This window comes from Streptomyces sp. NPDC007905 (assembly GCF_042959345.1).
In the GTDB taxonomy this organism is placed as follows: Bacteria; Actinomycetota; Actinomycetes; order Streptomycetales; family Streptomycetaceae; genus Streptomyces.
This window is the reverse complement of the sequence record NZ_JBIBKS010000022.1, coordinates 18,131-30,026: the sequence shown is the minus strand read 5'-3', so window position 1 is coordinate 30,026 and position 11,896 is coordinate 18,131. Positions and strand designations below refer to the sequence as shown.

Sequence of the window (11,896 nt, the reverse complement as noted above, 5' to 3'; positions counted from 1 at the left end):
CTCGCGGCCTGATCAACACGACCACGTGTTGCGACGATCCCTAGAAACCGCCGTCCGGCCGGGACCCCCGTCATTGCACGCCTGGCATCCCTCTCGTGCCGAGACGCCCTTGTCTACCAGCGATACCAGCGACCCTTGCGGCCACCGCTACCGGCGGGCCGGACCACGAAGCCCAGCAGCCACACGGCGAGCACGATCACCGCGATCCACCACAGCGCCTTCAGCGCGAAGCCCGCACCGAAGAGGATCAGAGCCAGAAGAAGAACCAGAAGCAGGGGAACCATTGTCATCAACCTCCTGGCCATCGAATGCCCTTACTTCACCCCTACAAGCACACAAAATGCGAGTTAATTCCAGGCGACGACGGGCACGCGCGCGCCCTGTGACGTTCCCCCTCCCCCCCCACATCTCACGCCTCGGAGCTACGTCATGGAGGACGCACTGTGTCGCTCTGCCCCCTGGTTTACCAGCACCGCTGAAGGGTCATGCGCACAGCCAACACCCGATATCGGCATTCGAGGAACGTGAGCAGCATGGCCGCCGGCGAGAAGGCCCGCGCCAGCCGAACAGACAATCGGCAAGGCCGCCCAGGCAGCCGGATGCGCCACGGGCAACGAGATCCTGGTCGCCAAGGGTCGCACGGCCGGGGCAGCGGGCAACGCCCGCCAGGCCGAGGAATCGGTCAAGGACACTGGTCTGCCCTGATGGGAAGAAGTCACTGGTGTGGGGGGAGGTACCGTGACCGGGGCCGCCCCCGACGCGTGTCACACCCCCACGCCCCGCCCGCATACGCAAGATCAGCCCGCGCGGGGACACGCCCGGCCCAGCAGCAGGACCGCAATCGTCGGACCGCTGCCCGCGCACGCTCAAGGAGGCAGCCGACCTGCCCCTCACCACCTCGCCCCCCAGCACCTACACGGATCGGCGCGCGTACCAGCGCCTCTTGGAGAGGCGCCCCCCAGCGCCAGGGTGGCCCACCAGTGAAGCCCGTTCACCGGCCGGCGCGTCTGCCGCCGGTTCTCGAGGCGACCGTCGACCGGCAGCGGTTCCGCTCTGGACTGACCGCACGCGCACCGTTGCTCTGGCCCAGCCGGAACGACCTGGAACTGATCGAGGACTGAGCCCGCGCATGCCTCGCTGCCACTCGATCGGCCGAGCACGGCTCACGGTGAAGCAGCGTTGGACCGTCGGGAAGTGCGCCGCCCTATCCCTATCCCTATCCCTATCCCTTGCCGAAGGCGATCAGGGCGCCTTCGGCGCCGGGCACGAAGAGCCGGACCCTGGACGTGGCGATGCCGGGTGTCGCTGTCGCTGCTGCGCATCCAGACCGCGCCGGCGCCCAGCACGACCGGGTCACCGTAGGCGCCTGAGACGCCGGGCACCTCGAAGCGCTGCAGTTCGGCGGCGGTCTTGAGGGTGCGGTAGTGCCAGGCGATGCCTGCGAAGCCGATCGACACCCCGGAGGCGTCGACGACGGTCGGGGCCGGGAGTACTCCGAGGGTGGGCCGTCCACACGTGGCCGCTGGTGTCGGCGCGCAGCGCCAGCGCCGAGCCTCGGCCGTCCTGCAGGTAGAGCAGCCGTCGGCGCAGTCAGCCCCGATCCCGACCTCTGTCCCTCGCTGACCTCGGGACTGTCGCAGTGTCGCCGGGGTAGCCGGGGTGAGCGCTCTACTGGTGACTGCCGCTGCATGTCTTGCACTTCGACGACCGTCACACCGCCGCCATCATCGGATGCCCAGGCCTTCGCCCGGTCGGAGAACGCCTGCAGATTCCTCCCGGTCGTCAACCTCGACCGCATCTTCAACTCGGCGCAGGCCTACCACTGCTGGATCGGCGGCTCATTGCCGCGCTCAGGAGCCCGCCGGCCTTCGCCGGCACCATGCCGTCGAGCGCTTCCTGCCAGCGAGCGGACGTGCTGCGGCCGCCTGGGCGGAGTGAGGAGGTCGGCGTCGGATCGGTCGCCACGCGAACTTTCCGCAAGGGGGCCGGCACCTGGAGAGTGCTCGATCGCGGGCGCGGCCGACAAGGCCCATTGCGGTGGCGTCGGGCGCGCATCGTCCGCGCCCGGCACACCGGGCTACAGGGGGGTGGCTCAGTAGGCGGAGTTGACGTTGTCGATGGAGCCGTAGCGGTGCGCGGCGTAGTTGGCGGCCGCGGTGATGTTCGCGACCGGGTCGGTGACGCTGTGGGCGGTTCCGGCAACGTGGTAGGCGTTGAAGGTGGGGTCGATCACCTGCAGCAGCCCCTTGGACGGGATCCCCTTCTGCGCGTTGACGTCCCAGTTGTTCTGAGCGTTGGGATTGCCGCCGGACTCGCGCATGATGTTGCGCCGCAGGCCTTCGTAGCTGCCGGGGATGCCCTTGTCCTTCATGATGGCCAGGGACTTCTTGATCCAGCCGTCGAGGTTGCCCGCACCGCCGGGGTCGGTGTGGCTGTCGTGCGAGGGAGCCGTGACGCTGTGGGCGGTCTGCGGTGCTTCGGCAGCGTGCGCAGAGGTCGGCATCAGGGTGAGGGCGGCGGCCGCGGCGCCGGTCGTGGCGATGCCGGTCAGAGCGAGGGTGCGCAGGCGGGCAAGGCGGCGGGGTGCGGTGATCGCGGTCATGCGGAAGGGACTCTCCTGTAAAACGTCTTCGAGGCGCCGGCCGAATATCGGTCGCGGCCTGCAGGGCGTCGGGTGAAGCCCCTGTGTTGCACGGCGCAGCGGGCGCGTCCGGCGATCAATGCCCGGCCTGGCCTCGCGGCTTGTAGCAACAACCAACATGGTTAGCGGCCCGCCGACACCGAAGCAAGAATGTGACGTACTACCTAAGCTAGGAGAAACTCTTCTAAATCGGTCATTTAGGGATCGATCTGCCTGGTTTGCCGCAGGTGCCTCCTACGATCCTCGATAGGACGTGATATGGGCCCTATGGGCCGCATCACCCCCTTTTTCCTGAAAAACCGACCCCTCCCACCCCCCAAACCAGGTCAGGCGGAAACCCGGGGGCATCACGGCCCGCCACGACACCGCCACCGACCGCCATAACAGCGCGCCGTCTTCACCACCGGGCTCATCGCCGGCGAACGCGTCCACAACGCGGTCCGCCACGGCACCCCGGCCCCTCCGGCTGCGCTTGATCCACGACCAAGCCCTGGCCTGCGACGTCAGCAACGCCCCCACCAGCACACCCCACGTGTGGCACACCCGCACCATCGACGAGTCCGGACGAGGGCTGCTCATCGCCACGCTCACCAACAGCCGGGGCGTCCGCTACTCCACCGGAGGACAGACCGTCTGGGCACAACAGACCATCTACGCAACGTGAAGATCAGCCGCTGTACCCTGCCGACCGATCAACACAGCGCAGCGGCGGTGCGCCCTTGCTCGCCCACCCCGAACGGCGACAGCGTCTGACTCGCCACCCATGCAGGCCCCCTCACGACACCTGCAGTCATGGCAGGTCGTCGCCCCCTGGCAAGTGCGGGCAGGCGGAGCAGAGAACGCGGAGCGGCCCCGATCAGCCTCTCCGGACGGCGACAACCGCTTCCGAGCGCGTGCGCGGGGGCAGGGGCGGGGCGGGGCGGGGCAGGTTTCCGGGCTTGCCTTCCGTTTTCGCAACGGGCCCCGGACCACGGCCACCTCGCGGGGTCAGCCCTCGCCCGGTAGCTCCCACGGGCGGGGCCCCGTACCGAAGTGCCACGCCCGTAGCCCCTCGGCGTCCACACACACGATCCCGCACTGCCGCGCGTACTCGACGGCCGGTGCCGTGAACTCACCCGTGGTGACCAGGACAGCGACGTCGGCCCGGTGGACGGTGAAGCAGGTGCCGCCGAAGCGCTGGAGATCCTGGGAACCGACCTTATTGCCGTCGCCGTACCGCTTGCACTGGACGACAAGGCGGTATCCGTTCGGCGCCACCGCCGTGACGTCTGCACCCAAGTCGCCCGCGCCGCCCACCACTTCGACGTCCGCACAACCGTCACGGACACACAGATCGGCTATCGCCTGCTCGAATTCGTCCGGATCCAGGACCGCGTAGTCCATGATCTCCGGGGCAAAAGCCGTTTCCAGGACGAGCGTCTCCTCCACCGCAGCAACACCGGACGCCCCCGGCGGGCCGGCGACCCCCGCCGGGCCGGCAACAGGCGTCTCTTCAAGCGCATCGGCCGCTCTCTCAGCCGCCTCCTCAAGCGCCTCGGTGGCACGCCACAGGAGTCTGCCTGCCGACCAGCGACGTCGGCCGCGGTAGCAGGCAACCACGCCGGCGGCACCGAGAAGAAGCAGAATCACCGCCCAGACGGGGCGGCGCTCCACCGCGGCCACAGCAGTACGGGCCACCAGTCCCGCCAGACCCAACAATAGGGCGAGAAGGATGAAGAAAAAGGCCGTCGTACGCAGATCAAAACGACGACGACCGGGCACGGGCCGTAGCGGGCGGACGGGCACAGACACGGTGATGATTCCTCCTAAGCGCTCTTCGACGAAGATCACTTAGGGCGTGTGCCCCCGCAGGGGCGGTTCATCGTGGCACCGACCCGAGCAGTTGTTCAGGAGGGGTCGTGGGACCGACCGCTGGCCCTCGCGCGGGCTCCGCGCGGTGGGCCCGCCGGCCCACCGCCCGTGTGAGACGTCAAATCCTGCCGCCGGTGAGCCTGGTGATCGGGCCAAGGGCACGTCGGCCAGAGCGGCGGCCCGCCGCATACGACGCGGCCGTCAGCGCCGTCACGCTCGCTCCGACACCGGCGGCGAGCAGCTTCTGGTGAGCAATCACCGCCCAGGCCGTCTTCACCGTGGTCGCGACATGTCCCGTAGCCACCCTGGCCGTAGCCGCGACCTGACCGGTCGCCGTGACGAGTGTCCGGCGACCCGCCTCGGCGGCACCGGCCACGCCGTGCACCGCCCCGGCGACCGCCCCGGCGGAGCGCTCGGCCTCGGACTTGGCAGCCGACGCGGCGTCAGACCCCGTGTCCGCGGCAGCCTTTGCGGCCCGTGCAGGGGGGGCGGTCGCCTTGTCCGCCGCGCGCCGGGTCTTGGATGCGGTCGCACGCCCGGCGGCGCGCTCTTCGTGCGTCTCCTTCTTCGGTTCAGTCATGGACTTCGCGTTGCCCCTCCCCCGTGCCGCAAACACGTTCGGTCGCACGACGTACACGCCCTCTTCCTCCGTTCCGCCACTCGATGGTGGGCCGGATTCGGCACAGGGCCCACGCTCTCCGGCTCGAGGGCTGCTGGTTCGAGGCGGGCGTGAACGTCTGTGGAGCGTCGGCCCAGTCGCATGCGATGGTCGGCGGCCGAGTGCAGGGTGCGGACGCCGGTTTGCCCGTCATCCCTGCCCCCACCTCCTCCCACGATCTCGTCGAGCCGGTCCAGCGTGTCCGGCTTGATCCGCACGAAAGCGTGTCCGGGTTGATCCGCACGAAGGGGCAGCGGATGCAGGCACCTGACCGAACTGATCTTGATGGCGTGGGCTCCGGATCAATCTGCTCTGCGGTCAGACTGAAGCTGAAGTGCTGTCTGATTCGGCTGGGTTCGGCGTGTCGTGGTGGATCATCTACGGAACTCAAAGGCCTTGAACAGCGCCAGGAGGTCTTGGGCGCGTCGGCTGTCGGCTTTGAAGCCGACGAGCTCGCGTCGCTGGTGAGGGGCGGGCTGGAAGATGAGTGCGTTGTGGCATTGGAAGCAGAAGGCGATCTCGAAGAGGACCTGATCGGCGTCGTGGGCTCGGATGCCGTATCCGGGCATGAAGCAGCGCATGACGTCGCCCATCGGCAGGTCGGCCACGAGGTCGAGGATCTCCAGGGCTTCCTTGTCGAACCACGTTCCGGTGGTCGTTCCCGCAATGCCCGTCCACTGGTGGGACCCCCTGGGGTCTGCGATGCGGACGCACTCAAGTCGCCGGGTCTGCGGGGAACTGGAGGGCAGGAGCACACGGCAAGGATGTCACCTCGACAGATCTTCCTGTCGCGCGGCGGATGTCGAGCATGCCAAGGCTGATGGTAATGCTGTGGTTTGCTGCAAGACGCTTCGCTGTGTACAAGAATCGCTCGGCAGCCGGAGGGCGACCACCGGCCGCTCGGTGGTGAGCCGCGTCGGCGTTCAGCGATGTGAGGCCTTCCTACCGGTGTCGGCCTGCGTGCAGGGACTGCCGTCCGAAGAGGGCGAGCAGTCGGTCGGTCGGATGGTCGGGGCGGGGCGGGGCGGCGGGAGGGGAGCCGCGAACAGGCCGGTACGCTCCACGCCCTCTGTGACCAGCGGGGCGAAGGTGAGCAGTGCCTCCACCAGCGTCGGTGGCAGGGGGCCGTCGCACCCGGTGGACTGGTTCACGTCCCAGGCGTGCAGAGTCAGTTCGTAGCTTCCCAGCAGAGCTCCCCAGCGCACCCGGGCCGTCTCACGGGGCATGCCCGCCCCAGCGGCCTGGAGCCGGCGCAGCTCGTGCCGGGCCGGCGCGCAGCCGGGCTCCGACGGCCCCCAGGAGCCATGCCGGTCAGAATCTCCCGGGTCGAGGCGGTGGAGTCGGTGAAGTGCCGCACCAGCATGGCGAGGTTCCATGGGGTGCAGGGAGTGGGCGCGTCCGGGGCGGCGAGAGCGGCGCGGTCGAGGCTGTCCAGCGCCGTCTCGGATGCCTGGACGAGCAGGTCCAGCGGGTGCGGCCGGCGCGGCGGGCTCATGCGACCGCTCCCGACAACATGCGCGGGACGCCGAAGTGGGGAAACAGCTCTGGGTTCAGGAAGACCACCACTCGGGAGATCAGGCCGCGTCGGATCTCCAGCACCTCGATTTTGTCACTATTCGAAGCGGTATGAATTTCGTGGATGTGATCGGGCGGCTCGCCGCCGTAAAGGCATCGCGCGTGCCCCGGACACTGCCGCAGCCGATGGACGTCTCATCCCCACAGACTGGTCGGCCAGGAGACGGTGACCCTCGCCGACACCAACGACGAACACCTCGGCGGCGGCCTTCTTTTGCGGCGCAACCATCGGTCCCCCTCGGGAGTCTCTTCTTCGCTGCCCATGACGTGATCAAGCAAAGTGGTCCGCTGATCCGTTGTTCATGGGCCACCGAGTGTGGGGCGGGTCGGTCGTGGCGCTCAGGGAGTTTCGCTACGGCCAGACCCTGGTCCTCATGCCGGACACGTCGGCGCGAGGGGCACCAGGCCGCGGCCCTGGGTGCACGAGCAGGTCTGCGCCTGTCGCGGAAGCGATGGGCCGGTGGCGCGGGGGAGGCGGCACCGCACGGGTATCGGATCACGGGCAACTCGGTGCGGCCCGCCTGTCGTCGTGTCAGCCGGAGGCGGGCGGGCGGAAGCAGGCGTGAACCATCTTGCCCTCCGGGCAGGGGCGCGCCTGCCAGGTGTGGGCCAGCGCGTCGACGAGGAGCATGCCCCGGCCGCCCGAACGCTCTGTGTCCGGGGGGCGCGGGGTCGGCAGGCGGGGCGAGCTGTCGTGGACGGTCACGTGCAGACAGGTGCTGTCCCACGTCAGCACCAGGTCGGCCGCGCTGTGCGCGTGTACGTGGGCGTTGGTGACCAGTTCCGAAACGGTCAGCAGGACGGCGTCCACGGTCTCCGGCGCGGACTCCGTCCAGCCCAGCGAACGGAGATGATCGCGTGTCCAGTCACGCGCCGCCTTGATGCTGGAGTCCAGCGGCAGCGAACGAGCCCAGCCCACCGCCCTCAATGATGAATCGCTCACGTCGTCTCCTCCTGCCGCGGCCGTCCGTCTCGCCGCGCTAGTACCCGCCCACGGGTGGCCAACGCCGCCCGGGCCACGACTCGGCCGAGAAGGTTCACCGAGTGGCAGGCGCAGGGAGCCCGAAAGCGGTCCTGGCGACAAGGCGTACTCCCCCGCGCCATCCGTACCCCGTCGGCGGCAGCACCGTCAGGGCCGCGGACTGTGCTCGCCCACCGCTGACTTCGCTGTCGGCTTCAGATCGCTGTTCGGCGGGTGTCGTGCGCGGAAGGGGGATCCAGGAGGATCCTTGCGGTGATGCGTTTGCCCACGCCTTCCCGCACGACGGTGAGCTCCTCCGTGACGGCCTTCACGATCTCCAGACCATGCTGGCCCACTCGGTGCGGGTCTGCGGCCCATGCGGCCGGCACAAACGGATCCCTGTCCCAGACCGTCACCTTCACCTCCCTGCCGACCAGGTGCAGCTGCACACGGATGGGTCCGGGTGCGTGCTTGCAGGCGTTGGTGACGAGCTCGCTGACCACCAGCTGAGTCAGATCCACGATGCGTGCCGGCACCCTGAAGCGGTCTTCGACGTCGTCCTGTGTGAGAAAGGCGGTGGCTCGGTGGCGTGCTTCGGCGATGCAACTTCCGTCACCGGACAGGGCGATCGTCGTCTCTATGCCTGAGGCGCCCAGGCCCCCACGACACTCGCCTTCGGGCCTGTCCATCCGACCTGACACTTGTCACCCCGTCCCTGTGCGTCGTGTACCCGGGCGGAGACCACGCACGCGGAGCATGTACCTGTGACAGGACCATCCGGGTGCATTACCAGTACCATGCGCGAGCAGCTCTTCGCTGAGGAGGTGCTGCTTGACGGCGTCACCGACGGGTTTTGAGGAGAGTGTGGAAGACATCGATAGGCAAGCAGGGAGCAACCGATTGTCGATCACCCAGACCTGCAACGAGGGCGTCAACGTGGTGACTGTGGGCGGTGAAATCGACCACGACAGCGCCCCGCAGCTCCTCCAAGCCCTGACCTCGCACGACACTGCCGCGCAGCGAACGGTGCTGGATGTCAGCGGTGTCACGTTCATGGACTCCAGCGGCATCAACGCCCTCATCACCGCTCATCAGGCCGCGGAAAGCCTCGGCGGCTGGCTGCGGCTGGCGGGTCCAAGCCCCTCGGTCTCGCGGCTCATCGAGATCGTCGGTCTCCGACCGGTCATCGCCTGCCATTCCACGGTCGTCGACGCTCTGCGCGCCTGATCTTCAGCACCTGGCGGCGGCCACTTCGAGCACTGGCCCGGCTGTGCGCTCCAGTGGCCGGCGCGGACAGCGGCCGGGCCGGACGGCTGTGGTTCAAGCGCCTGGACGAATCCTGCCGGCCGGCGCGGTCGTGGCTCAGGTGCAGGTCACCAGCCCAGCGCACGGCACTCCAGTGGTGCAATGTTCGCTTCGGTCGCGGGGAGAGGCCGACCGCATTCGAGCCGGCTGCGGCTGAGCAGGATGGGCCACTGCCGCGCGACAACCCGGTTCAGGTTTACCCCGCCGGTGGTAGCGCCGGTTGCGATGGCCTTGCGGCGCCACCGTTCGGCGGTGGCACCAGACGATGCCCCCGTGGTCGACGTCTTACTCCGGCCGGACGAGAAGCAGGGCACGGTCGTCGAGATAGGTGGCGTCGGGCTGGTGGTTGAGGAACAGCCGGCACAGGTCGTGCACGTTCATGCCGACGCCCTGGCGGGCCGTTTCGGTGAGCCGGGCCAGGCCTGTGTCCAGGGGCTCCGCTCGGCGTTCGATCAGGCCGTCGGTGTAGAGCAGGACCGCCTCGCCCTCGGTCAGGGTGGTTTCACCCTGGTGGTAGCGGGCGCCGGGTATGGGTCCCACCGGGGGTGAGACAGGGCCGTCCAGGTAGCGGCTGGAGCCGTCGGAGCAGACGGCGAGCGGCGGAGGATGACCGGCCTTGACGTAGGTCAGGGTGCGTGCGCGCCGGTCGTAGAGCAGATAGCAGGCGGTGGCCATCTGGCCGCGGTGATAGCGGTGCAGGTACGCGTTCAGTTCGGACATCACCACGGACGGCCGGTCGCCGCAGCGCACGACGATTCCGCGCAGGGCGGCGATGACCTGTGCCATGACGGCCGCCTGGGGCAGGCCGTGGCCGGCCACGTCGCCGATCGACAGGCCGATGCGGTCGTCGTCGAGGGTATAGAGGTCGTACCAGTCACCGCCGACCAGAACCATGTCGCTGCCGGGTGCGTAGCAGGTCGCCACCTTCAGACCCGGCACATCCGGCAGTTGGGGCAGGAGGCTGAGCTGAAGGCGCTCGGCGACACGGTGTTCGTGCTCGTACAGCCCGGCGCGGCGTACCGCCTGGGCGATCTGCTGGCCCACTGCGGTCAGGTGCTCCGCCTCCGGCGCCCCCGCATCCCCGGGCCGTACCGCGAGGGCGCCCAGCACCACACCGTCGGCTTCCAGCGCAACCCGCAGTGCTCCATCGGCCTCGGGCCGCGCGCTGTCCTGTCCCTGGTCGAGGTCCCTCCAGGCCGTGTTCGACAGGACGCGCAGATCCTCGCCCGGCTCCAGGGCGGGCACCAGGCGCCGGGAATGCAGCTCCAGGGTCACGCCCTCGGCGTCCAGCACCCGCGCTGCGGTGCGGGCCACGGCCTCGGCGACCTGGGCCAGGGTTGCCGATGACGCCAGCGCCGCCGTCAGCTGATACAGGCGTTGCAGGCGGGCACGGGCGGCCTGCTCGGCCCGCAGCAGCTGCTCACGCTGGGCTTCCGCGGTGCGCCGGATGACGACTTCCCGGTTGAGTGCGGCAACTTCCCGGCTGAGAACGGCGAACCGGTCGGCCTGGTCCAGGCGGTGCAGATGCAGTTGCACCACCGCTCCGGGCCCCTGCCACCAGGTGGCGCGGGCGCCGTGGCAGCGGAAACGCACCCCGTTGCCGTCGCTGTCCTTCAGGACGAGCGCGCCGGGCAGCGGACTGCCGCTGCGCAGCCAGTTGCCCAGGTGTGTCCGCAGGACACCGGCATCGTCCTGGACGAGGGCATACAGACTGGCGCCTGTGCACAGCTGCGAGACCGAGGTGGTAGCAGCAGGATTGGCCGCCAGGATCGTGCCGTCCCCGGCGCACAGGACGACCGGGTGCGGCAGGGTTCTGGTGATGGCCTCGAACAGGCCAGGGTTCACGCAGGCACCATACCGGTGCTCGCGCCGCCGTCGGGCAACTCCGCGTCAGCGAAGTACTCACGCCGGGTCATCGGACCCGCGCCGGGCACCAGATGAACCACGACCCGGCAGCCGGCATCACCGCGGGCGATGGTCTCCTGCAACTCGACGCCGGCATAGCCGAGATTGCGGGCGGCGATCGTCCCGAACACGTTCGACGTCATCATGCACATCGACTCACGGCCCAGTACCTTCTCCGCGAACGGACAGGCCCGGTTGCCGAGCACGATCTTCGTGTCGTCCTGCTCGATGACGAAGAAATCGCCGTTGATGCGCCGCTTGAGATCCACCAGCGCCTCCGCAACCTGCTCCACCGACAGCCGGTCCACGCCAAGCGCCTTGAGATACATCTCGTCGATCTGCGTTCCCACCGCCTGGCCCACCAGGCTGATGTAGCCGGATGCCTCTTCCAGGCCGATCACCGACTCCAACGACGTCGCCAGCTCCCGCACCAGCGTCCGCAGGAACACATCACGGTCCAGATCGATCTTCACATCCACCGGATGTCCCATACCGCTCTCTCCTCAAGACCGCGGGCACCCGCACACTGTGAGACCGCCCCATGGACCCCAAAGCCTAGAGGCATTGCCACACCAGGAACCTTTTCTCGGGGAACCCCGCTCTCGCCTCGGCGGAATCTGCTCCCTCCGCCCGACAGCAAGCAAGGTCACCGGCCGCCGAAAGCCCCGGAGCCGGCGCCGGCGGCCCGGCCGGATCAGCTCGTGGACCTTGTGGGCGCGCTGCAGGAGTCGGTCGACAAGGCCCGCGCGACGCGCGGTGGGACGGGCACTGCAGACGTGCGCGAAGCCCTGGCCGAGCCCGCGAAGAAGTTCCGCACCACAGCCCGCTGACGATGTCGACGGCCTCCTCGGGGGTGGCCGCGAACTCCAGCCCGGTGTACACCGGCGCGCGCGGCCCAGAAGGCACCGAAGGAGGCATCCGCCATAAGCGCCCCGAGGAAACCCGGACGCACAGACGCCGACGCGGTACGGCGGCACGCACACCTGCCATGGGTCACGTC

13 protein-coding genes are annotated in these 11,896 nt (G+C 69.0%); 3 read left to right on the top strand and 10 right to left on the bottom strand.

Translation table 11 applies throughout. The features are described 5' to 3' along the window. Positions 1-113: 113 nt before the first annotated feature. Both ACFZDC_RS32055 and ACFZDC_RS32050 read right to left on the bottom strand, forming a co-directional pair. Positions 114-284 (bottom strand): hydrophobic protein, encoded by a 171-nt coding sequence (locus ACFZDC_RS32055; RefSeq protein WP_391329292.1) that lies wholly within the window; start codon positions 282-284, stop codon positions 114-116. Between the two features lie 1,808 nt (positions 285-2,092). Further along, positions 2,093-2,602, bottom strand: a complete 510-nt coding sequence (locus ACFZDC_RS32050; RefSeq protein ID WP_391329291.1) for a transglycosylase SLT domain-containing protein — start codon at positions 2,600-2,602, stop codon at positions 2,093-2,095. A gap of 511 nt (positions 2,603-3,113) precedes the next feature. Between ACFZDC_RS32050 and ACFZDC_RS32045 the strand changes: the two genes are divergently transcribed. Then, entirely contained in the window at positions 3,114-3,305 is a 192-nt protein-coding gene (locus tag ACFZDC_RS32045) for a hypothetical protein (RefSeq protein WP_391329290.1), read from the top strand. Positions 3,306-3,628: 323 nt separating this feature from the next. Here ACFZDC_RS32045 and ACFZDC_RS32040 read toward each other — a convergent pair whose 3' ends face one another. From ACFZDC_RS32040 to ACFZDC_RS32015, 6 genes are all read right to left on the bottom strand, one after another. Beyond that, positions 3,629-4,432: a restriction endonuclease gene (locus ACFZDC_RS32040; RefSeq protein ID WP_391329393.1), complete on the bottom strand. Its 804-nt coding sequence runs from the start codon at positions 4,430-4,432 to the stop codon at positions 3,629-3,631. A gap of 178 nt (positions 4,433-4,610) precedes the next feature. Continuing rightward, a complete protein-coding gene (locus tag ACFZDC_RS32035) occupies positions 4,611-5,072 on the bottom strand; it encodes a hypothetical protein (RefSeq protein WP_391329289.1) in 462 nt (153 codons plus the stop codon). A 452-nt stretch (positions 5,073-5,524) separates the two neighbouring features. Then, positions 5,525-5,905 carry a hypothetical protein gene (locus ACFZDC_RS32030; RefSeq protein ID WP_391329288.1) on the bottom strand — a complete coding sequence of 127 codons (381 nt, stop codon included), beginning with the start codon at positions 5,903-5,905 and terminating at the stop codon, positions 5,525-5,527. Positions 5,906-6,073: 168 nt separating this feature from the next. Next, positions 6,074-6,376 (bottom strand): hypothetical protein, encoded by a 303-nt coding sequence (locus ACFZDC_RS32025; RefSeq protein ID WP_391329287.1) that lies wholly within the window; start codon positions 6,374-6,376, stop codon positions 6,074-6,076. An 881-nt stretch (positions 6,377-7,257) separates the two neighbouring features. Further along, positions 7,258-7,668 carry an ATP-binding protein gene (locus tag ACFZDC_RS32020; RefSeq protein WP_391329286.1) on the bottom strand — a complete coding sequence of 137 codons (411 nt, stop codon included), beginning with the start codon at positions 7,666-7,668 and terminating at the stop codon, positions 7,258-7,260. A gap of 233 nt (positions 7,669-7,901) precedes the next feature. Beyond that, positions 7,902-8,375 (bottom strand): ATP-binding protein, encoded by a 474-nt coding sequence (locus tag ACFZDC_RS32015; RefSeq protein ID WP_391329285.1) that lies wholly within the window; start codon positions 8,373-8,375, stop codon positions 7,902-7,904. A gap of 142 nt (positions 8,376-8,517) precedes the next feature. On the opposite strand from ACFZDC_RS32015, the gene ACFZDC_RS32010 reads away from it, so the two are divergent. Then, positions 8,518-8,913, top strand: coding sequence for an anti-sigma factor antagonist (locus ACFZDC_RS32010; protein WP_391329284.1), 396 nt, complete (start codon positions 8,518-8,520; stop codon positions 8,911-8,913). A gap of 363 nt (positions 8,914-9,276) precedes the next feature. On the opposite strand, the gene ACFZDC_RS32005 is transcribed toward ACFZDC_RS32010, so the two are convergent. Further along, positions 9,277-10,836: a SpoIIE family protein phosphatase gene (locus ACFZDC_RS32005; protein ID WP_391329283.1), complete on the bottom strand. Its 1,560-nt coding sequence runs from the start codon at positions 10,834-10,836 to the stop codon at positions 9,277-9,279. Continuing rightward, positions 10,833-11,387: a methanogen output domain 1-containing protein gene (locus ACFZDC_RS32000; protein ID WP_391329282.1), complete on the bottom strand. Its 555-nt coding sequence runs from the start codon at positions 11,385-11,387 to the stop codon at positions 10,833-10,835. The genes ACFZDC_RS32005 and ACFZDC_RS32000 overlap by 4 nt, the downstream gene beginning before the upstream one ends. A 210-nt stretch (positions 11,388-11,597) precedes the next feature. Here ACFZDC_RS32000 and ACFZDC_RS31995 point away from each other — a divergent pair, with 210 nt between their 5' ends. Continuing rightward, entirely contained in the window at positions 11,598-11,726 is a 129-nt protein-coding gene (locus ACFZDC_RS31995; protein WP_391329281.1) for a hypothetical protein, read from the top strand. Positions 11,727-11,896 lie beyond the last annotated feature (170 nt).

Bases quoted from the DNA above. Each gene is read 5' to 3' on its own strand.
- ACFZDC_RS32050 (WP_391329291.1), bottom strand. From the start codon at position 2,602: ATGACCGCGATCACCGCACCCCGCCGCCTTGCCCGCCTGCGCACCCTC.
- ACFZDC_RS32015 (WP_391329285.1), bottom strand. From the start codon at position 8,375: ATGGACAGGCCCGAAGGCGAGTGTCGTGGGGGCCTGGGCGCCTCAGGC.
- ACFZDC_RS32055 (WP_391329292.1), bottom strand. From the start codon at position 284: ATGGTTCCCCTGCTTCTGGTTCTTCTTCTGGCTCTGATCCTCTTCGGT.
- ACFZDC_RS32000 (WP_391329282.1), bottom strand. From the start codon at position 11,387: ATGGGACATCCGGTGGATGTGAAGATCGATCTGGACCGTGATGTGTTC.
- ACFZDC_RS32035 (WP_391329289.1), bottom strand. From the start codon at position 5,072: ATGACTGAACCGAAGAAGGAGACGCACGAAGAGCGCGCCGCCGGGCGT.
- ACFZDC_RS32025 (WP_391329287.1), bottom strand. From the start codon at position 6,376: ATGCCCCGTGAGACGGCCCGGGTGCGCTGGGGAGCTCTGCTGGGAAGC.